Below are 19,942 nucleotides of genomic sequence, written 5' to 3'. Positions count from 1 at the left end.
GCGCAATCGTGACGGGACCTGTATCGGATTTCCGCCAGCCCTCTCCTGTGTTGCATGAGAGAACTGCGCCACTGTCACCAACCGGCGCCGAAGCACACCAGCGGCGCCAGGTCCTCCTCGGCTTTCGCCGCGCGCTCGATGGCGGCCGCCAGTGCGGCGGCCGGCGACTCACCGTCTCGCAGTGCCGCGTGGTGGGCCGGACCGACCTGGTAAGCGACAGCGTCGGCGATCCGCGCGACGCCGGCCACGACACTCCCCGCGCCGCCGTGCAGCAGCGCGGCGGTCATCCCCAACGTCTCCTCGCCCGGCCGCGGTCGGGCGAGGCCCAATTCGCACGCCGACAGCACGATGTGTGCCGGCAGCCGCGGCAGCTGGTGCAGCTCGTGGCCGAAGAGCGGCCCGTCGGCCAGCTCCAGGTGGGAGAAGAGCGGGTTGTCCGGCTCGTGTACCCCGTGCGCGGCAACGTGCAGCACGTCGGCGGAGTGCGCCGCGTCCCGTACCCCCGCGGTGGTGGAGTGGGTCGGCGATTGCGCCGACCACACCTCCGCGACGAGCCGCACCTCCTCCGCGGCACGGGCCACCCGCGGCCCGGCGGCCAGCGCCAGCGTCGGTCGCGCCGGCAGCGCGGCCCGATCACGGGCGGCCAGCCACGCGGTCGCGGACGGCACGACGGCCAGCGGGCGTCCGCGCAGGGCAGGCAAGAGCGTCCACGGTACGGCCACGAGCCCGGCCGCCGGGGCCAGCAGCAGCGGCCCGTCGGCGAGATCCTTGCGCAGCGGCTGCCAGAGCAGCTCGTCGAGGCGACGGAGTGAGCGCCGGCTCGACGCGCGCACGCTGACCCGCATCGGCTCCGGCAGGTTGATCGTGGCGAGCGCGTCGAGGTCGGCGCGGACCCGGTGCAGCAGCTCGATGGCGGGCGCCGCCGGGCCGAGGTCGAGCAGCTTGCGCTGGCGCGGCCCGGCCACGAGCGCGTGCAGCCGGCCGCCGGAGATCAGATGCGCCACGTACGTCGCGTCCGCCACCGCCAGCTGGTCCTGCACGTCGCCGAGGGGCGCGGGCGCGAGGGTCTGCCCCGGCCCCGGCGTGTACCAGGAGCGCTGCCGGATCAGCCGCTCGAGGTGGGCGCAGCGGGCGCGCAGCGCGGGCGCGGGCTGGCCGGCGAGCACGGCGCCGCGCAGCTCGACGCGGAGGTGGCGCAGCTCCTCCAGCATGCCGGCGGCCTCCGGGTCGGCCGGCGGCACCACCGGTGGCAGGCGCGTGGCGAGGGCGCGGGCCCGCTCGGCCCAGCCGAAGACCGTCGCCGGCCGGCCGGTGGCCAGCGCCCGGGCCAGCCCCAGCTCGGCGAGGTGGCGGCCATGGCCGCTCACCGCGGTCTGGAGGTCGAGGCTGCCGAACGACGCCTGGTAGCGGTGCAGGTCAGCGAGTGCGGCCCGCAGCTCGGCGTCGGCCCGCCCCGGCTCCCCCTCGGCGTCCGCGAGGGTGGCACGCACCGATCGGGCGGCCAGCCGGGTGGCGATCGGGTCATCGCGGCGCAGCCGGATCGCGTCGCCGGCCGCCGCGCGGATCTCCTCGACGCTCCCCAGTGGACGGACGGCGAGCAACGCCGCCACGCCGGTCAGCGTGGCCCGGCGCGCGTCATCGTCGAGGCCGGCCGTGGCGAGCGCGGTGGCGACCCGGGCCGCGTCTTCGGCCGCCGTCACCGCACCTTTGCCCTTCGCGACCGCCGCCGCGACCGCCATGTGTTCGGCGAGCAGCGCCCAGGTGTCCGCGCCCCGCGCCACGAAACGCTTCCGGGCCCGCTCGGCGAGGCGCCGCGCGTCGGTGTGCCGCTCCTCCAGCAGCGCCACCTGCGCCCGGGTCAGCTCCGCCTCGGCCTGGTCCTGCGGCGCCTTCGCCCCGGCGAAGAGATCGACGGCGTGCGCGAGGTCGTCGTCGGCCTCCCGCCACAGGCCGGCGGCAAGCAGCACCTGCGCGCGGTCGATGTGGCACACCGCCGCATACGTCGGGGACTGTCCGGCCAACGTTGCCCAGACGGCGTCCATGTCGCGCAGTGCCTGTGGCAGCGCGCCGGACAGCAGCGATAAATAGCCAAGGTTGTGTGACGCCTTGGCCGCCAGCATGTCCAGCCCGTGCCGCCCGGCGATCTCCACACAGCGGCGGAAGTCGGCCCGAGCGGCCGTCAGCACCCCACGCTGCATCTGAAGGATGCCGCGGGTCAGCAACGGGCGGCAGATGTCCTCCGCCACCGACTCATCGAGCAGCCCCACCGCCGCGTCGAGCGCGGACAGCGCGTCGGCTGAGCGGCCGGCCCGCATGAAGAGGAGCCCGCGCTGGGCGGCGACCATGCCCCGCAGCCGCGGCGGGAGGTCGGGCACCTCGTCGGCCTCGCCGAGCAGCGCCAGCCCGTCGTCGAGGCTGCGCCGCTCGGCCTGGTGGTAGGCGAGGCTGATCAGGATGCGGGCGCGCAGCTCCGGCTCGGGGCCGCTGCGCAGGGCCGCACGCAGCAGCCGCCGAGCCTCCGCGTGCCGTCCGTGCTCGGTCTCCCGGACGGATTGGGCGTGCAGCTCGGCGGCGCTGGCGACGACGGACACGCCTCATCATGGCATGGCGGCCCGCCAACCTGACTCGACCGATACTCCGGCGGCGATCCTCCGGATCGCCGCCGCTATCCGTTACGGCTGCGGCTGCACCGCCTCGATGGCCCGCTCCATGCGCTTGACCGGATCGCTCTCGGTCGTCATCAGCGAGCCGACACCGTTTTCGGCGATCAGCGCCTTGGCGATGCGGCCGGCGAGGATGGGCGCCGCGAACGACGTGCCGCTGGAGATCGCGAAGCCACCGGCGAAGTCGTCCGGGTCGATGTTTTCCCGGCTGCGCCCGTGGAATGGGTCCATGATGGCCGCACCGGGCGCCATCGCGTGGTCGAACTTCGGCATCGTGCTCACCACGGCCGCACCCGGCTCCCAATGGCTCACCCAGGTACCGGTGTTGCTGAAGAGCGCTATCGAACCATTCGGGTTGAGTGCGCCCACACTGGACACGGGCACCGCGGGCGCCGCGACGCCGTCCGGCGTCGACGCGAACGCCGCGGGGAACATCGGCCGGGCCGTCGCATCGTTACCGGCGGCGGCGACCACGGCGACGCCGAGCTCGGCCAGGTCGCGGATCTCCTCGTAGAGCAGCGACATGTACGCGTCGTCCTCCGCCGACTCGTGGTAGAAGCCCAGCGACAGCGAGATGATGTCGATCGCCTGGCCGCCTGGCTCACCCGCGGCGAACTTCCGGGCCAGCTCGTGCAGCGCCTGCAGCGCCGCCAGCAGCTCGGACTCGACGATCACGCCGTCGGAGTGGATCACCCGGACCGGGAGGATGTCGGCGTCCGGGCAGGTCTGCCGGATCAGGCCGCAGATGAACGTGCCGTGCCCGGCCAGCGGGTCACGCATCCCGTCCAGCGGACCGACCACGTCGCCAGTGGTGTCGAGCGCGGTGCCCGGGTCGCCGGTCAGCGCGTTGATCGGGTCGAGCATCCCCTCGGTGAACCAGTCGTGCGCCCCACACCCGGTGTCGAGCACGGCGATGACCGGCCGCCGCGGGGTTACCGTCGCCTGGCGGACCGGGGTCGGCAGGACAAGGTTGACCGGCTGGGTGGCGCCGAAGCCGAGCATTCCGTACTGCGCGACGGGCCCGCCGAACGCCGAGTGGAACGGGAAGGCGGAGTGGAACGGAAACGCGGAATGGAACGGGAACGCCGAGTGGAACGGGCTCCCGGTGATCGGTGACGTCGCCGCGAACATGATGTGGTCGAGGCCGAGGCCGAGGCTGCGCAGGCGGGCACCGTCCTTAGCCCGGACTGCCTGCAGCACCCGCCAGGCGTCCGGCGTGGCCGGACCGCCGTTGCCGGGCGAGAGGCGCACGGAGCGGCCACCCTCGGCGGGGTCGTCGAGCCGGAGCTGGAGGCCGGCGCCCACCTCGTTGAAGAGACGGCGGTGCTCGCCGCCGTTTTGCCGGCGCATCAGCAGCCGGTTCGCTACGTACACAGTGGACTGGAGTCGCTGGTCGGGCAACACCTGTGCCGCGACGGGGTCGAGCGTGCGGGCTCCATACGCCGTCAGGAGAGCGCCCGGCGGTGTTGGGACATGGTTATTTGTGCTGGCCACGATGAACTCCCACGGAAGGTGTCGGGGCTAAAGCTGCACCGGTGGTGTGACCACCGGCCGGTGCAGGGGTACCTCCGCCCCGGTCGTCGGATGGATCATGATCTGGACCAGACCGGACGGCACCTCCGCGAAAGCGAACCGCCCGTCGGCGTCGGCTTGGGTTTCGTGCACACCTCGCGGGGTGCGCAGCTCGACCCGAAGGGCCCCGCCTGGTGCGATCCAACCGTCGATCCGGCGCCGATGCGGTCCCGAATCCGACACCGTCACCATCACAGTGAGGCTTTCGGCCGAAAAGGTGACCGTCGAGGCGGTCTCGGGGCCACGAGCGCCGGCCGGCTGGAGGGCCTCTTCCAGCCGCATGAGCTCGAATTCCAGGTCTTCAAGCTGCAGCGTGAAAAGCACGCGGTCAGCCAGGTCTGCCGGCGGCGGATCCATCGTGTCGTACATGTCGTGGACCGCACGCAACAGCGTCACGTCGTCAGTCACGCTGGTCACTCCACTCCGGATCGGCGGCCAGCAGGCCGCGTAGCTTGTCGAGACATCGCCCGCGGGTCGGACCGATGCTGCCCACGGCGATACCGAGCTCGGTGGAGAGGGAGGCGTAGTCCGGCCGGTCCTCGAACGCGATCACCCGCAGCAGCCGCTGGCAACGCTCGGGCAGCTGGGCGATGTGCCGCCACAGTGTCCGCGCGGTGCGCTCGGCCAGTACGGTGCTGTCCGGCCCGCCAACCGGAGGCAGTGCCGCGTCGAGGGTTTGCGGCTCCGCCACGTCGACCCGCCGGCCCAGGCGCGCGGTGCGCCACGCCTCGCGGCGCGCGGTGGTCGTCGTCCACCGGAGCACCGCCTGCGGGTCACGCACCGAGTCCACATTGCGCACCAGCGCCATCCAGGTCGTCTGCACCACGTCCTCGGCCGACTCGCGATCGAGCCCATACGCCCGGACGAGATGCCACAGCACTGGCGTCAACAACCGCACGAGGCGATCGAGCGCCGCCCGGTCACCAGCCCGCCACGCGGCAAACTCGCGCGCGGCCACCTCCCAGGAGGCAGTTCCGACCCCGGTGTCGTCAGAAGTCGCCGATGTCATCGCACCCCCCTCCTATCCGAGCCCTGCCGCCTAGGCAGGGCCTGACCTGCACCCCAACACACTGCGCCATCGTAAGCGCGTTTCGGGCTTTGCCCAGGCCGCAGTGCGTCACGCACAGGGGAGGAGGTGATCAACGTCGCGCTGATACATACCTGACGAAAGAATTTTTTTGTATCACGAGCGCCGCTCGACGCTCCTCTTACCTGGATCTTCACAGAGCCGCGGCGGCGCATGGGGGTGCGCCCCGCGGCCCGCTCCCCCTCTGGGGCTGGGGGAGGGACGGCGGGGGTGCTTCCCGGGGGATGCACCCCCGCTGCGTTCCTCATCAGACAGGGCCGCTGCGCCCACTGAGCAAGCGTGGGCGCCCCGCCATGCGGCGAGGCGCCCACGATCGAACTCCCTCAGATCAGCGTCGCGGCTCGGCGGAGCGGCACGGGTGCCGGCAAGGACCGGGTGACCTCCTCGCCGACCGCCGAGGAGCCGACGATCGGGATGACCCGGTTGACCCGTGTGGCGCGAAGCGTGCGGCGGACCACCGAGTTCGGATTGCAGATGACCAACTGCCCGCCCCGGGCGCGCATGCGCAGGTGCACCGCGATGAGCGCCCGGACGCCCGCGGCGGACAGGAAGTCGACTCCCCCAAGGTCGACCCGCAAGGGCGCGGGCGTGGCCGGCAAGGCCCACAGCAGCGCCCGGAACTCGTCCACGTTCGCAATATCGATCTCACCGGTGACGCGCACGTCGATCCCCCGCGCACCGACGGTGACCTCGGCTTTCATCTGGTGTTGGCTCTCCCCCATACCTAGGAGCGTAGGCAGGCACACGCCCCACGGCGACCTACCAGAAGTGGAATGTCGGGCACACCTGCTACGACCAAAGTCGTAGGGGATCACTCAGTCTCCGGGATCAGTACCGGGCCGGACGATGCCGGACTCGTACGCGAACACCACCACCTGTACCCGGTCGCGGAGTGCCAGCTTCGTCAGGATCCTCCCGACGTGCGTCTTGACCGTCGCCTCGGACACGACAAGTGACTGGGCGATCTCCGCGTTCGAGTGGCCGCGCGCGACCTCGACGAGCACCTCCCGCTCGCGATCGGTGAGCTGGCCCAGCCGCTCGTCCGTGGGCGACCGCCCACTGGCCGGGTCCGGCAGGTGCCCGGCGAACGCGTCGATCAGCCGGCGCGTCACGCTCGGCGCGACCACCGCGTCACCCGCCGCCACCGCCCGGATCCCGCTGATCAGGTCGGCCGGCGGTACGTCCTTGAGCAGGAAACCACTGGCACCGGCGCGGAGCGCGGCGTACACGTACTCGTCGAGGTTGAACGTGGTGAGCACCAGGACGCGCGCCGCGGACCCCGACTCGACGATGCGCCGCGTCGCCTCGATGCCGTCGGTGACCGGCATGCGCACGTCCATCAGCACCACGTCCGGCTTCAGCGCCCGGGTCATCGTGGCCGCCTGCGCGCCGTTACCCGCCTCGCCGACCACGGTCAGGTCCGGCTGGGTCTCCAGGACCATGCGAAAACCGAGGCGCAGCAACGCCTGATCGTCCGCGAGCAGGATCCTGACGCTCACGCTGCTGCCCCGTCGTCGAAGCGCAGGCGGGCGTACACCCGCCAGCCCGGCGCGCCCTCCCGGGGCCCAGCCGTCACGTCGCCACCGTACGCCGCGGTCCGCTCGGCCATGCCGGTCAGGCCGTGACCGCCGGCGACGGCGGGGGCGGCGACCCGCTGCCCGCCGTCGTCGATGATCTCCACCTCGGCGGCACCGTCGCGGTAGCGGAGCTGGACGTGCGCGCTCGCCTCCGGCCCAGCGTGCTTGAGCGTGTTCGTCAGCGCCTCCTGCACGATGCGGTACACGGCCAGGCCCGCACCGGCACCCCAGTCTCCGGGCACGCCGTCGACGGTCAGCGCGACCCGTACGCCGGCCGCGCGCACCCGCTCCACCAGCGCGTCGAGCCCGTCCAGCCCGGGCTGCGGGGTCCGCCCGGCACCCTCCTCGCGGAGCAGGCCGAGCACGCGGCGCATCTCGCCGAGTGCCTCCCGCCCGGTGGCCGCCACCGTGTGCATCGTGTCGGCGGCCCGCTCCGGCGAGGCGGTCGCGGTGAACGCGGCACCGTCGGCGAGCGCGACCATCACGGCCAGGTTGTGCGCCACGATGTCGTGCATGTCCCGGGCGATCCGGGCCCGCTCGGCGGCCACCGCGATCTGCGCCTGCTGGTCCCGTTCCCGCTCCAGCCGCCGGGCCCGCTCCTCCAGCTCGGCGAGGTACGCCCGGCGGGTACGGACCGTGATACCGAGCAGGACCGTGGCCGCCAGCGCCGACGTGACGAACCCGAGTGCCGTCCAGTGTGGACCGTCCATGATGAACACGACGAGCGCCGGCAGCTCGATGGCCACGACGATCGGGATCAGCTGCCGGCGCGGTGCGTACCTGGCGACCGTGTAGACGGCGACCGCCACGACCGCCTCCGGGTAGAGCCCCTCGACCCGTACGCCCACGACAAGCCCGGCCAAGATCGCCAGCCCGAACACCGCCCAGAAGACCGGGACCGGCCAGCGGCGCCGCCACACGATCGGCGCATGGACGAGGCCGAAGCAGAGCCACGCCGCGACGCCCGCCCCGCGCAGCGCCGCCGGACCGGTAATGACGGCCAGCGGCACGACGAGGCCGGCGTCGACCAGCCTTGGGTGCCGCGCCAGCACGGCCCGCAACCTGCCCATGTCCAGCAGGTTAGGCGTCACGACGGATCAGCAGGGCCAGGGCGCCCGTCAGGACCAGCGCGACCCACCCCACCATCACAGCGGCTGAGGCGCCCGGCGACAGCGTCTCGAACGGCCCGCCACCCCCGCCGACGCTGTACATGGCCTGGCCGGCGACCGTCGGCACGTACTTCATGACGTTCTTCTCCCAGTCGTTCGGCAGTGCCGGGCCGAGCAGCACCGGGATGACGAAGAGCGCGGCCACCAGCGTGGTGATCGCCCCGGCCGTGTGCCGCAGGAGCGTGCCGATGCCGAGCCCGAGCAGGCCCATGAGCACCGGGCAGACGGCCGCGCCGGCGATCGCGCGGGGCACGCCCGGGTCGCCGAGCCCGGCGCCGGTGTCGCCGATCAACGCCTGGCAGAGCAGGAACGAGCCGAGCGCGGTCACCGCCATCACCGGCAGCGTGAGCACGGTCAGGACCACCGCCTTCGCGGCGACGACCGGCCACCGCCGGGGTACCGCCGTGAACGTGGCCCGGATGAGCCCGCTGCCGTACTCCCCGGTCATCTGGAGCACGCCGAAGACCCCGAGGACCAGCACGAATAAGTCGATCGGCAGGAACGCGGTACCGACCGCCTGGGCCAGCGTCAACGGCGGCTCGCCGCCCTCGATCGAGCGGTGCACCGCGTACCCGATCAGGCCAGCGAGGCCGATCGCGAGCACCGACGCGGCGCCGAGCGTGATCCAGGTGGAGCGGAGTGAGACAAGCTTGGTCCACTCGGCGCGTGCCACGCGTGGAAACGTGATCACTGGTACTCCACCGCCGTCCGGGTCAGCTCCATGTACGCCTCTTCCAGCGACGCGCGCCGCGGCGTCAGCTCGTGCAGCGCGATCCCGTGCCGGCGGGCCAGGTCGCCGATCTCCGCGGCGCTCGCGCCGCTGACCTGGAGCAGGCCCGGCTCCGCGCTGGTCACCGTCGCGCGGCCGGCCACCAGCGCGTCGCGGAGGGCGGTGGCTTCCGGGGTACGGACGAGCACGCTCCCCACCGCCACCCGAGCGATGAGGTCGTCGACCGTGGTGTCGGCGAGCAGCCGGCCCCGCCCGATGATCACCAGGTGCTCGGCGGTCACCGCCATCTCGCTCATTAGGTGGCTGGAGACCAGGACCGTGCGGCCCTCGGCGGCCAGCCCTTTGAGCAGGTTGCGGACCCAGAGCACGCCGTCCGGGTCGAGCCCGTTGACCGGCTCGTCGAGGATCACCGCGGCCGGGTCGCCGAGCAGTGCGGCCGCGATGCCGAGCCGCTGGCCCATGCCGAGCGAGAAGCTCCCGGCCCGCCGCCGCGCGGCCGACTCCAGCCCCACCATCCCGAGCACCTCGTCCACCCTGGCGGCCGGGATGCCGTGCGTCTGGGCGAGCGCGAGCAGGTGGCTGCGGGCCGTACGTCCCTTGTGGACGGACTTGGCATCGAGCAGCGCACCCATCTGGCGCAGCGGCGCGCCGTGCTCGCGGTACGCCCGGCCGTTGACGGTCGCCACCCCGTCGCTTGGCCGGTCCAGCCCGACGATCATGCGCATCGTGGTGGACTTGCCCGCGCCGTTCGGGCCGAGGAAGCCGGTGACCTGGCCCGGTTTGACGGTGAACGAAAGTTGGTCGACGGCGAGCTTGTCGCCGAAGCGCTTGCTCAGCGCGCGTACCTCAATCATGGTTTCGACGCTAGGTACGCGTACGGTCCACGCCGACCGCCTGCGGCGTGATCTCGCGGGTGGCCGGCGTCAGCCTGAGGTCTGACCCGCTCCTCCCGAAGGCTGACCGCCGATGATCTCGTCCAGCAGCCCGTACTCCATGGCCTGCTCGGCGGTGAGCACCCGGCCCGCGGAGAGGTCGTCCTCGATCCGGCTGCGCGGCTGTCCGGTGGCGGTGGCCATGCGCACCGCCAGCTCCTCGAGCTCGCGCAGGTACTGCCCCGCGGCGGCGGCCACCTCGTCGGCGGTACCGCTGACCGCGGCCGCGCGCGGCTCGCTGAGGCGGATGCGGGCGTGCCGGTACGCCAGCCGCCGCGCCGTCGCCGCGAGCAGCCCCACCGCCGCGCCACCGGCGAGGCTGGTGACCACCGCGTGCACCGGTGCGGCCATCGAGTCGATCACGTCGATCAGGCCGAACGCGGCGGCCAGGTCGCCGTCGGGCGTGGCCAGCTGAAGCCGCACCGGCTCGCTGCCCAGCGCGTCGAGCGTCATCAGCGCGGCGGCCGCGCGGGTCGCCGCGTCGTCGTTGAGCGGGCCGGTGAGCACGACCATCCGCTGCTCGAAGAGGCGCTCCTGGAGCCACGGCGGCACACCCTCGCCGCCCCCCAGCTCGGGCGGCAGCGGCGGCTGCCCGGGAGAGCCGGGCCCGACGGGCGGGCGCCATGGCCGGAGGGGGTCGTGTCGCAACTCCACGGGGGCGCCTCCCTGGTCGCTCGCGCCGCGACGCCGGACGGAAGCGCCGCCCCGGCGATCGCCGCCTTCCCGCGACCGTAACCCGTCAGGCCACCTGGACTGGCCGCTTTTCGCGCAGGGCGATATCGCCCGCCTCCAGTACGGCCACCACCTCGCGGCCGAACCCCACATCGCACGGCTCCGACCCGCCCTTGAGCAGCCGGTCGATCGCCACGCCAAACGCCGACACCGAGCTCCCCTCGGGTACCGGCATCGTCGCGACGCCGTGCTCGCCGTAGAAGTCGGTGTCCCGCAGCATCGCGCCGGCCGGCGCGTCCAGGGTCAGGGAGGCGGTCGTCACCGCGCCGCCGGCGTGCTTCAGCGCCAGGTGGGTCGTGTCCCGCGGGCCGCCCACGGCGGTCACCTCGGCCACCGGCCCGAGCACCGGCAGCAGTACCGAGAGCACGTGCGGGCCGACGTCCCAGAGCGCGCCCCGCTCGCGGCGCCAGGGCGAGGCGCCGTACGGGTTGCCGGGCTGGAAGATCGACGCGAACTGGGTTACCCGGGCGCCGTGCCACCCACCGGTCGCGGCCGTCTCCTCGACGAACCGCACGATGTTGTCGCGGAAGCGGTTGGTGAAGAACACCACCGAGGAGAGGCCGCGCTCGCGGACCGCCGCGACGACGCGGTCCGCCGCCGCGGTGTCCATCGCCATCGGCTTGTCCAGCAGCAGGTGCTTGCCCGCGGTCGCGGCGCGAAGGGCAAGCTCGGCCTGCACGTCCGGCGGTAGCGCGATCGATACGGCGTCCACTTCGGACAGCAGCGCGTCGAGATCGGTGTACGGGGTGGCGCCGTACCGCCCGGCGAGCGCCTCCGCCTTCGCCCCGTCGCGACCCCACACCGCGACAAGGTCCGCCGAAGGGTGCGCGGCCAGCGCCGCGCCCTGCGTTTCCGCCGCCCAGTGACCGGTGCCGAGCAGCCCGAATCTCATTCCCACGCGGACCAGACTACGTTCCGGCCGGGCGGCTGATCATTGGAGCGGGGATGGGCCGGAGGGCGGACGCGGTGCCCGCCACGAAGAGCGCGAGCACCACCGGAACGCCCAGCGCGACCGGCAGGCTGGTCGCCTCCGCGACGCCGCCGATCAGCACCGGGCCGGTGAGGAAGCCGGCGTAGCCCATGCTGGCCACCCGGGCCAGCGCGCGGCCAGCCCGGGCCGGGTCGCGGTTGCCGGCCGCGGAGAAGACCTGCGGCGCGATGCACGACAGGCCGGCGCCCAGGCAACCGAACCCGGCCACACCGGCGACTGGATTGCTGACGAGCAGCGCGGTGCCGAGGCCAGCGGCGGCGAGCAGGCCGCAGCCCTGTACCAGCCGGACCGGGCCGAGCGCCGCGGCGAGCCGGTCGCCGACAAGCCGCCCGCCGGTCATGCCGATCGAGAACGCCGCGTACGCCGCCGCCGCGAAGCCCGGCGAGCTGCCCAGGCTCTCGCGCAGGTAGACCGTGCTCCAGTCGGCCGCCGCGCCCTCGCCGACCAGGCAGCAGTACGCGAGCACGCCGAGGAACAGCACGCCGGGCATCGGCCCCGTACCCGCCCCGGCGGCCGAGGTGACCGGCACCGGACCGCCCACCCGAGGTACCCGCCACGCCGCCGACCAGGCCGCCAGCGCGGCGGCCAGCACGCCCACGGCAAGGAACGTGACGTCCGGGGCCACGCCGCCGTACGCGAACAGGCCGCCGATCGCCGCGCCGAGGAAACCGCCGAGGCTGTACACGGCGTGGAACGAGGACATGATCGGGCGCCCCCAGGCCCGCTCGACCGCGACCGCGCTCGCGTTCATGGCGATGTTGAGCGAGCCGTGGACCGTACCGAAGAGAAAGAGCGCGCCGGCCAGCAGCGCGAGGTCACCGGCGAGCGCGGGGAGCACGAGCGCCGCGCCCTCGGCAAAGGCCACCGGCACGGTCACCCGCCGGCTGCCCCAGCGGTCGACGACCCGCCCCATCGCCTGCATGCCGGTGATCGCGCCCGCCGCGAAGACGAGCAGGCCGACGCTGAGCTGCCCGTCGCTAAGCGACAGGTCCTGCTTGATCGCCGGGATGCGGGCGGTCCACGTGCCCAGCGCGGTGCCAAAGAGCAGGAAAAGCAGCGACGTCGAGACCCGGGCGCGGCGGAGCGCGGCGCGGTCGTCGATCGATGTCATACGGCAGGCTAGCGCTTGCGCCGGCGCTTCTTCTTGCCCTTGCCCTTGCCTGCGAACCGCTGCGTGACAAGCAGCGCCTCGTGCGCCTCGGTCGCGGCCGCCATCGCCTCGGCGGCCATCGCCCGCGACTGGGTCTCGGCCACCCACAGCGCCTCGGCGGCCTGCCGGGCGAACATCGCGGCCCGCTCGTAGTCCCGCCGGGCGGCCAGCTCCTCCGCCCGGAGGTGGTCGGCCCGCCGCTCGCGCTCCTCCTGCTCGGGAGCCCAGTCGCCGGCCCGGCGCCACACCTCGCGCAGCTCCTCGACGGACAGCTCACCGCGACGGTAGGCGGAGAGCGCCGCGCGCGAGACGTCCCGCTGCCGGTCGCCGTCAGGACCTTCCACATCGCCCGCCACGACCAGCTCCAGGTCGACGGTGGCGCTGTCCCGCCCGGCCGCCGCGTCCCTTTCGGCCGCGGCCGTCCCCCAGGCGACCTGGTACGCGGCGCCGGCTGCCTCCTGCGCCCGCCAGGCCGCATCCCGCGCCTCCTCGGACGCGGCCAGCCGCTCCCGCGCCTCGATCGCCGCCGCGGCCGCCCGCCCAGCCACCGCATGGGTGTGACCGGCGTGCGCGGCCAGCTCGCGGGCGGCGGCGCGCAGCTTGACGACGTCGGGGCGCGGCTGGCGGCGCGGGCGCTCGGCGATCGCGGCCAGGAGGACCATCCCGAACACGACGCAGCCAGCGATCAGCAGTAGGGCCGAAACGGCGGTCAGCTCCACGAGGGCCTCCCCGGTGACCATCGACCAATGTCGACTATAGGCGCTATGTCACTGATCCGTCACCGGACAAGCGGTCCGAGATTGGCGCTCGCCAGGGCTACTACCAGGCTTAGTAGAGTTTGCGGCGTGAATGAGACCCTCGGGGCCGTTGTCACCGTCGCGGCGCTCGCCGTCGGGCTGCTGTGCCTCGTCGCGGCGATCCGCAACCGGCCGCCGGACCTGAGCCAGTTCGTGGGGGCGGCGCTCGTCGAGGTCGCCGCGCTTGTGCTCACCGTGGTCGCCGTGGTCGCGATGATCGGCGGCGACCGCCCCACCGAGGTGGGCACGTTCGTGGGCTACCTCTTCACGTTCCTCGCGCTGCCACCCGTCGGCATCGCGCTGGCCCGGTTGGAGCCGACCCGCTGGGGTTCGGTGATCCTCACCGTGGCCATGCTCGTGATGCCCGTGCTGGTCGCGCGGCTCAACCAGATCTGGGAGGCCACCGGTGCGTGACCGGCTCAACTCCGGGCCCGGCCTGGTCCTCGTGATCGTGTACGGGATCTTCGCGCTCTCCGCCGGGGCCCGCGCCACCGTACAAATCACCACGAAGTTCGACGAGGCGCCCGAGGCGTACCTGCTCTCCGCCCTCGCCGCACTGATCTACCTGATCGCCACCGTCGGCCTGGCCCGAGGCGGCGCGTTCGGCCGCCGGCTGGCACTTGTCTGCTGCTCGGCGGAGCTGCTCGGCGTACTTGTGGTCGGCACGCTGAGCATCGCGGACAAGGCGGCATTTCCGGACGATTCGGTCTGGTCGGTCTACGGCCGCGGCTACGGATTCATCCCGCTCATCCTGCCGATCATCGGCCTCTACTGGCTACGCCATACCGCCCGCGCCGACCGAGCCGCCGGCACCCACTAGGCCCTAAGTCCATTTCAAGACAAAGATTTGAGCTACCGCGACGTCCGCGGTGGTCCGGACCGCTGCTCCCGCGGCCTCACCCTCCGCGCCTCACGGGCGCCAGGGTGGGCCGCAATCTCACCACTGGCCATCTAGTCGACTTTCTGCCGTCAGGACGACAGTCGACTAGATCTCGCGGGCTTGTCCACAGCGGCACCGTTGGGTTGGGTGCTTTAGCTGGTTTGTCCGCTTGCCAGTCGGAGCGCGTCAGCGATCGTGGTATTTAGCTGTCGCTATAGGCGCAGCTAGATACCACGATCTGCCGGATAGCGTCCGGGTGCGGCGCCGGTCGAGCGTTCACGATTCGGCCGGCTCTGATCGGTGCGCGGATGGGGGTCGCGGCCTCACCGCCGGCGATGCCAGCCGAGGAGGTTTGGCTTGTGAAGCGCGGAGGGTGAGGCTGCGGGAGCGACGGTCCGGACCACCGCGGACGTCGCGGTAGCTCAATATCTTTTGTTTGTGCCTACGACCGAAGATCTCTAGTCGCGGGGGCCGCCGGCTACGTAGATGACCTGGCCGGAGACGAACGAGGCGCCCTCGCTCACCAGGTACGACACCGTGTGCGCGACGTCGTCTGGCGTGCCTGTCCGGCGCACCGGCGTCTCCGCCGCCATGGCCTTCTGGAAGTCCTCGAAGTCCACACGCAGCCGGGCGGCCGTGGAGGCGGTCATGTCGGTGACGATGAAGCCGGGCGCGACCGCGTTGGCCGTGACGCCGAACGGGCCCAGCTCGATCGCGAGCGTCTTCGTGAAGCCCTGCATGCCGGCCTTGGCGGCGGCGTAGTTGGCCTGGCCGCGGTTGCCCAGCGCGGACGTGCTGGAGAGGTTGACGATGCGCCCCCACTTCGCCTCGACCATGTGCGCCTGGGTGGCCCGGCTGAAGAGGAATGCGCCGCGCAGGTGTACCGAGAGCACGGTGTCCCAGTCGTCGTCGGTCATCTTGAAGAGCAGGTTGTCGCGGAGCACGCCAGCGTTGTTGACCAGTACAGTCGGCGGCCCCAGCTCGGCCACCACCCGCGCGACGGCGGCGTCCACCTGGGCCCGGTCGGCCACGTCCGCGCCGACCGCGAGTGCCCGCCCACCGGCGCCCGCGATGCTGTCGACCGTCGCCTTGCTCGCCGCCTCGTCCAGGTCGACCACGGCCACCGCCATGCCGTCGGCGGCCAGCCGCTTGGCGACGGCCGCCCCGATCCCGCGTGCCGCACCTGTCACGATCGCGATTCGCTGCTCACTCATCCCGGCAGCGTACCGGGGAGTAATTCCGCCGTCCCGGCCCTGAGCTTGTGATTCTTTCCCCCTCCCGGGGGTCTTTGCCCGGCGCCCTGGTGTGGGGCGAATACGTATCGTGGGCGAGGGGACATCGGAGTCCGCGCGCATTTGCGATCATTCGGAGCGGCAATGCGGGGACTTTTCTTGGGAGGTGCCATGGCGACGATCTATGACGTCGCGCGGCGGGCGGAGGTGTCACCGGCGACGGTGTCCCGGGTGGCCAACGGACATGCCAATGTGGACCCCGCACTTGCCGAGCGGGTGCGCGACGCGATGCGCGAGTTGCACTACCGGCCCAATGCCGTGGCTCGCAATTTGCGGCGGAGCCGCACCACGCTGTGGGCGGTCATCATCTCCGACATCGGCAACCCGTTCTTCACGTCTCTCGTCCGTGGTGTGGAAGACGTCGCCCAGCGTGCCGGCTATTCGGTCGTGCTCTGCAACAGCGACGAAGACCCCACCAAAGAGGGGCAGTACGTCGATGCCGCGCTAGCCGAGCAGATGGCCGGCGTGATCATTTCCCCCGCCGGCATGGCCAACCACCTCAATCGCCTTGTCGACGCCCGGGTGCCGGTCGTGGCGATCGACCGGCAGCAAAGCGGCGCCCACGTCGACACGGTGCTCGTCGACAACGAGCAGGGTGCGTATCTCGCCACGACCCACCTGATCGAGTCCGGCTATCAGCGGATCGCCTGCGTGAGCGGCCCGCCCGGCGTCTTCACCGCGACCCGGCGGCTGCGTGGCTACCGGCGGGCGCTGGAGGAGCACGGCCGCCCGTACGAGGAGGAGCTGGTGCGGCACGGCGACTTCCGCGAGGAGGGCGGCTATCGGGCGATGGCCTCGCTGCTGGGCCCGCGCCCGCGCCCCGACGCGCTCTTCGCGGCCAACAACCTGATGACGGTCGGCGCGGTGGAGTGTCTTGTCGACAGCCGGATCGCGGTGCCGGACGAGATGGGCGTGGTGGGCTTCGACGACGTGCCCTGGGCCCACCTCGTGCGCCCCTCGCTGACCACGGTCGCCCAGCCCACGTACGAGCTGGGCTGCGAGGCGGCCGGCCTGCTGACCAAACGCATCGCCGACCCCGAGCGCCCGCCGACGACGGTCACCCTGGAGACGAAGCTCCAGATCCGGGACAGCTCGCTGCGCACCCGGCAGGCATAGACCGGGGCGCCCGTACGGGCGCCCCGGAATGTACCGATCAGAACCCGGCGGTGATCCGGGTGAACTCCCAGTCGGACTGTGCGATGCCGCTGCAGTTGGAGACCACGCCGCCGCCGGGACAGGGCCGGTCCCGGTTGACCGCCCAGAAGGCCAGCCGTGCCAGGCCGCGCGCCTTGGCCCAGTCGCGGATCTGTGTCCAGGTCGCCGGGGTGGTCAGCTCCTGCTGGTCGGAGAGGCCGTTCATGCCGGAGATGCCCATGTGGCTGTAGGCGACCGCGTCGCTCCAGCCGAAGGCGGTCTTCAGCGCGTTCTTCAGCCCTTCCGAGGCGTTGACGGTGCTCTGGTACATGTTCGCGCCGCCGCTGAAGTCGAACGGCATGATCGTGAAGATGTCGATGTTCGCCTGGAGCGCCGCCGCCTGGTTGATCAGCCGGATGCCGGTCGAAGACGGGCCGCTCGTCGTCGTGCCGAACGTGATGATCGTCTTGATGCTCGGGTTGTTCTGCTTGACGATCTTCAGCGCGCCCAGGATGCGGTCCTGCACGGTCGGGTTCTCGAACTCGTCGAAGTTTTCGATGTCGACGTCGATCGCCTTCAGGCTGAACGTGTTGATCACCTGCTGGTACGCGGCGGCGAGGGCCTGCGGGGTCGCGCAGTTCGGCCCGAGCTTGTTTCCGCTCCAGCCGCCGATGGACGGGATCACGTCACCGCCGGCCGCCCGGATCGCGGCGATCGTGCTGGCGTGCGCGCCGCCGGTCAGCGGGCCACCGTCCCAGCCTGGCGTGCAGCCGCCGGCCGAGAGGATGAACGCCATCGTGAACCACCGGATCCCGGTCGCGGTCATCACTGTGGACGGTGCGGGCGGGTTGCCCCAGCCCGGGTAGATGTACGGCGCCGCCGCCATCGAACCGCCGCCGGTCGGGCAGCCGGTCGTGGTCGCCGAGACCGCGCCGGAGCGGGCCGACTCGCCGGCGGAGTTGTACGCCGCCACGGTGTAGCTGTGCGACGTGCACGCGCCGAGCCCGGAGATCGTGGTCGAGGTACCGGTGACCGTGGCCCGCACGGTGGAACCCTCGTACACGCGGTAGCCGGTGACCGTGCCGGACGATGCGTTCCAGGCCAGCGAGATGGCGGACCCCGTCGTACCGGTGACCCGGAAGTTGCCCGGCGTCCCCGGCGCGCCCGGGTTCGTCGGTCCGCCGCCGGCGCACGAGCCGCCGTTGACGGTGCAGTTTGTCGGGTCGCCGTTGCCCGTGACGATGAAGCCGAACGAGGCGGTACCGCCGGGCGCGAGCGTCCCGTTCCACGAGCGGTTGGTGAACGTGTGGTGCTGCCCCGACGAGGTGAGCAGCGCGTCCCAGTAGGTGCCCATCGTGCTGCCTGACGGCAGGTCGAACTGCACGTTCCAGCTGTTGATCGTCGCGGACGTGTTGTTCGTGACGGTGAACTTCGCCTCGTAGCCGGTGCCCCAGCTGGACGTGCGGGCGAAGGTCGCGGTTTCGGCGGAGGCGGGCGCGGCGATCGCGACGGCCGCCGAAGCGGCCACGACCGACATGACGGCGAGGGTGAGGAGCCTTCTCACGGTTTGCCTCCTACGGGAGGGTGTTGAGGTGAGGCTTGACGGTGCGGGCGAAGTTGTTGCCGTTGGCGACGTCCCAGTTGATCGACCAGGTCATCGCGCCCCGGATGCCGGGGTACGTGCGCGGCGGCCGGAAGCTGCCGCAGTTGGTGGCGCGGGCCAGGCAGTCGAGCCCTTGGTTGACCACGCTGGGGGCGACGATGCCGCCACCGGCCGCGCCGGGCCCCGCCGGGAGGCCGAGCGCGACCTGGTCCGGGCGCAGTCCGTTCTCCAGCTGGATGCAGGCGAGCGCGGTGAGGAAGTTGACCGTGCCCTGGGAGTACGCGAACGACTGGTCGCAGCCGAGCATTGAGCCGGAGTTGTAGAACTGCGTGTGTACGACCGTGAGGATGTCGCGGATGTCCAGCGCGAGGCGGAAGTACGAACCGGCGGTCGACTGCATGTCGATGGTCTGCGGTGCCATCGTGATGATCAGGTTGGCCCCGACACGCGACCGGAGCGACCGCAGCGCCTGACCCATGAAGGTGGGGTTGAGCCCGTTCTCCAGGTCGATGTCGACGCCGTCGAAGCCGTACTCCTGCATGACCGCGAAGACCGAGTTGGCGAAGTTGGTGGCGGCGCCGGAGTCACCGACAGCGACCCGGCCGGCCTCGCCGCCCACCGAGATGATGACCTTCTTGCCGCGCGCCTTGAGCGCCTGCACGTCGGCCTTGAAGTCGGCGTTGGTGTAGCCGCCGAGCGCGCTCGCCAGCCCCGGGTCGACGCCGAATGTCACCGTGCCGGGCGTGCTTGTCGCCTCGGCGAAGGCCACCGCCACCAGGTCGTACTCGTTGGGCACGTCGCGCAGCCGCAGCTCGACGGCTGGGTTGACGAAGTTGTGCCAGTACCCGGTGAGGAAGTGCTTGGGCAGCGGACCGATCGGCGGCTGGCTGGTCGGCGGTGCGGTCGTGGGCGGAGCGGTCGTGGGCGGGGCCGTGGTCGGCGGCCTGGTAGTCGGCGGTGCGGTCGTCGGCGGGGTACCTCCGCCGCAGGGCTGGCCATTGAGGGTGCAGTTCAGCGGCGATCCCGAGCCAGCGCCCAGGAAGCCGAACGAGGTCGACTGTCCAGGCGCCAGGGTCCCGTTCCAGGAGCGGTTCGTGAACGTGTACCGCTGGCCCGACGACGTCATGAGCGCGTCCCAGTACGTGCCAACGGTCGTACCAGCCGGCAGATCGAAGACCACCGTCCACGACGTGATCGTCGTCGAGCCCCCGTTCGTGATCGTGTACTTGCCCTCCCAACCGGAACCCCAGTCCGATGTCTTCGTGAAGACGGCCGTCGGCGTTGCCGCCGACGCCGCCGGCGCCAGCCAGATCGCCGCTACCCCGGCGGTCAGGGCCATCGCGAGCGTGATGAGCAGGGTTCTGGAACGGGCCACGGCAACCTCCCATAGACGTTGCCTAATTATTAGGACTGTTAACAGTAACTGTAAAGACCCTTGGGAGAACGATGGTTTCCGATTGCCGTGGTGGCCCCGCTCGGCCCGAACCTCGCGCTGACCGCCCGACCACCGGTCTACGCGCAGTGGTTTACCGAGGTACCGTGCGTCAGATGAGTGCTGAGGCATCGGACCTCGTGGGCGGGAGCGGCACGGATCGCTCCGCCCACCCGGTCCGGCGCGCATCCGAGAATCGCC

General features: G+C 72.0%; 19 protein-coding genes. 3 read left to right on the top strand and 16 right to left on the bottom strand.

The genetic code is table 11. From position 1 onward, the window contains the following. Positions 1 to 74: 74 nt before the first annotated feature. The 13 genes from Pflav_RS38635 to Pflav_RS38575 all read right to left on the bottom strand — a co-directional run bounded on the left by Pflav_RS38635 (position 75) and on the right by Pflav_RS38575 (position 13,343). Entirely contained in the window at positions 75 to 2,591 is a 2,517-nt protein-coding gene (locus tag Pflav_RS38635; RefSeq protein WP_173041530.1) for a CHAT domain-containing protein, read from the bottom strand. Positions 2,592 to 2,672: 81 nt separating this feature from the next. Continuing rightward, on the bottom strand, positions 2,673 to 4,157 hold the full coding sequence (locus Pflav_RS38630) for a S8 family peptidase (protein WP_173041529.1): 1,485 nt from the start codon (positions 4,155 to 4,157) through the stop codon (positions 2,673 to 2,675). Between the two features lie 27 nt (positions 4,158 to 4,184). Beyond that, positions 4,185 to 4,643 (bottom strand): carboxypeptidase regulatory-like domain-containing protein, encoded by a 459-nt coding sequence (locus Pflav_RS38625; RefSeq protein WP_173041528.1) that lies wholly within the window; start codon positions 4,641 to 4,643, stop codon positions 4,185 to 4,187. Further along, positions 4,636 to 5,244: an RNA polymerase sigma factor gene (locus Pflav_RS38620; RefSeq protein WP_173041527.1), complete on the bottom strand. Its 609-nt coding sequence runs from the start codon at positions 5,242 to 5,244 to the stop codon at positions 4,636 to 4,638. Before Pflav_RS38620 ends, Pflav_RS38625 begins: the two co-directional genes overlap by 8 nt. Before the next feature lie 401 nt (positions 5,245 to 5,645). Next, entirely contained in the window at positions 5,646 to 6,044 is a 399-nt protein-coding gene (locus Pflav_RS38615; protein WP_173041526.1) for an STAS domain-containing protein, read from the bottom strand. 93 nt (positions 6,045 to 6,137) lie between these two features. Continuing rightward, entirely contained in the window at positions 6,138 to 6,821 is a 684-nt protein-coding gene (locus tag Pflav_RS38610; RefSeq protein ID WP_173041525.1) for a response regulator, read from the bottom strand. Beyond that, complete coding sequence (locus tag Pflav_RS38605; RefSeq protein ID WP_173041524.1) at positions 6,818 to 7,969, bottom strand: sensor histidine kinase; 1,152 nt, start codon at positions 7,967 to 7,969, stop codon at positions 6,818 to 6,820. The genes Pflav_RS38610 and Pflav_RS38605 overlap by 4 nt, the downstream gene beginning before the upstream one ends. A gap of 10 nt (positions 7,970 to 7,979) precedes the next feature. Continuing rightward, positions 7,980 to 8,741, bottom strand: coding sequence for an ABC transporter permease subunit (locus Pflav_RS38600; protein WP_173041523.1), 762 nt, complete (start codon positions 8,739 to 8,741; stop codon positions 7,980 to 7,982). A 14-nt stretch (positions 8,742 to 8,755) separates the two neighbouring features. Then, on the bottom strand, positions 8,756 to 9,652 hold the full coding sequence (locus tag Pflav_RS38595) for an ABC transporter ATP-binding protein (RefSeq protein ID WP_173041522.1): 897 nt from the start codon (positions 9,650 to 9,652) through the stop codon (positions 8,756 to 8,758). Positions 9,653 to 9,721: 69 nt separating this feature from the next. Then, complete coding sequence (locus tag Pflav_RS38590; protein ID WP_173041521.1) at positions 9,722 to 10,384, bottom strand: ATP-dependent Clp protease proteolytic subunit; 663 nt, start codon at positions 10,382 to 10,384, stop codon at positions 9,722 to 9,724. Between the two features lie 85 nt (positions 10,385 to 10,469). Further along, a complete protein-coding gene (locus Pflav_RS38585; protein ID WP_173042879.1) occupies positions 10,470 to 11,354 on the bottom strand; it encodes a Gfo/Idh/MocA family protein in 885 nt (294 codons plus the stop codon). A 16-nt stretch (positions 11,355 to 11,370) separates the two neighbouring features. After that, on the bottom strand, positions 11,371 to 12,564 hold the full coding sequence (locus Pflav_RS38580; protein ID WP_173041520.1) for an MFS transporter: 1,194 nt from the start codon (positions 12,562 to 12,564) through the stop codon (positions 11,371 to 11,373). Positions 12,565 to 12,572: 8 nt separating this feature from the next. Continuing rightward, a complete protein-coding gene (locus Pflav_RS38575) occupies positions 12,573 to 13,343 on the bottom strand; it encodes a hypothetical protein (protein WP_173041519.1) in 771 nt (256 codons plus the stop codon). 105 nt (positions 13,344 to 13,448) lie between these two features. Between Pflav_RS38575 and Pflav_RS38570 the strand changes: the two genes are divergently transcribed. Next, positions 13,449 to 13,814: a hypothetical protein gene (locus tag Pflav_RS38570; RefSeq protein WP_173041518.1), complete on the top strand. Its 366-nt coding sequence runs from the start codon at positions 13,449 to 13,451 to the stop codon at positions 13,812 to 13,814. Next, positions 13,807 to 14,220, top strand: a complete 414-nt coding sequence (locus Pflav_RS38565; RefSeq protein WP_173041517.1) for a hypothetical protein — start codon at positions 13,807 to 13,809, stop codon at positions 14,218 to 14,220. The genes Pflav_RS38570 and Pflav_RS38565 overlap by 8 nt, the downstream gene beginning before the upstream one ends. A gap of 518 nt (positions 14,221 to 14,738) precedes the next feature. On the opposite strand, the gene fabG is transcribed toward Pflav_RS38565, so the two are convergent. Then, positions 14,739 to 15,494, bottom strand: coding sequence for a 3-oxoacyl-ACP reductase FabG (gene fabG, locus Pflav_RS38560; RefSeq protein WP_173041516.1), 756 nt, complete (start codon positions 15,492 to 15,494; stop codon positions 14,739 to 14,741). Between the two features lie 189 nt (positions 15,495 to 15,683). On the opposite strand from fabG, the gene Pflav_RS38555 reads away from it, so the two are divergent. After that, positions 15,684 to 16,688 (top strand): LacI family DNA-binding transcriptional regulator, encoded by a 1,005-nt coding sequence (locus Pflav_RS38555; RefSeq protein WP_173041515.1) that lies wholly within the window; start codon positions 15,684 to 15,686, stop codon positions 16,686 to 16,688. A gap of 37 nt (positions 16,689 to 16,725) precedes the next feature. On the opposite strand, the gene Pflav_RS38550 is transcribed toward Pflav_RS38555, so the two are convergent. Together Pflav_RS38550 and Pflav_RS38545 are read right to left on the bottom strand one after the other, a co-directional pair. Continuing rightward, positions 16,726 to 18,270, bottom strand: coding sequence for a cellulose binding domain-containing protein (locus tag Pflav_RS38550; protein WP_232072409.1), 1,545 nt, complete (start codon positions 18,268 to 18,270; stop codon positions 16,726 to 16,728). A gap of 10 nt (positions 18,271 to 18,280) precedes the next feature. Beyond that, complete coding sequence (locus tag Pflav_RS38545) at positions 18,281 to 19,648, bottom strand: chitinase (protein WP_415624409.1); 1,368 nt, start codon at positions 19,646 to 19,648, stop codon at positions 18,281 to 18,283. Between the last annotated feature and the right edge of the window lie 294 nt (positions 19,649 to 19,942).

The sequence above is a fragment of the Phytohabitans flavus genome, from assembly GCF_011764545.1.
GTDB classification, from domain to species: domain Bacteria; phylum Actinomycetota; class Actinomycetes; order Mycobacteriales; family Micromonosporaceae; genus Phytohabitans; species Phytohabitans flavus.
This window is presented reverse-complemented; position numbering and strand designations above follow the sequence as displayed.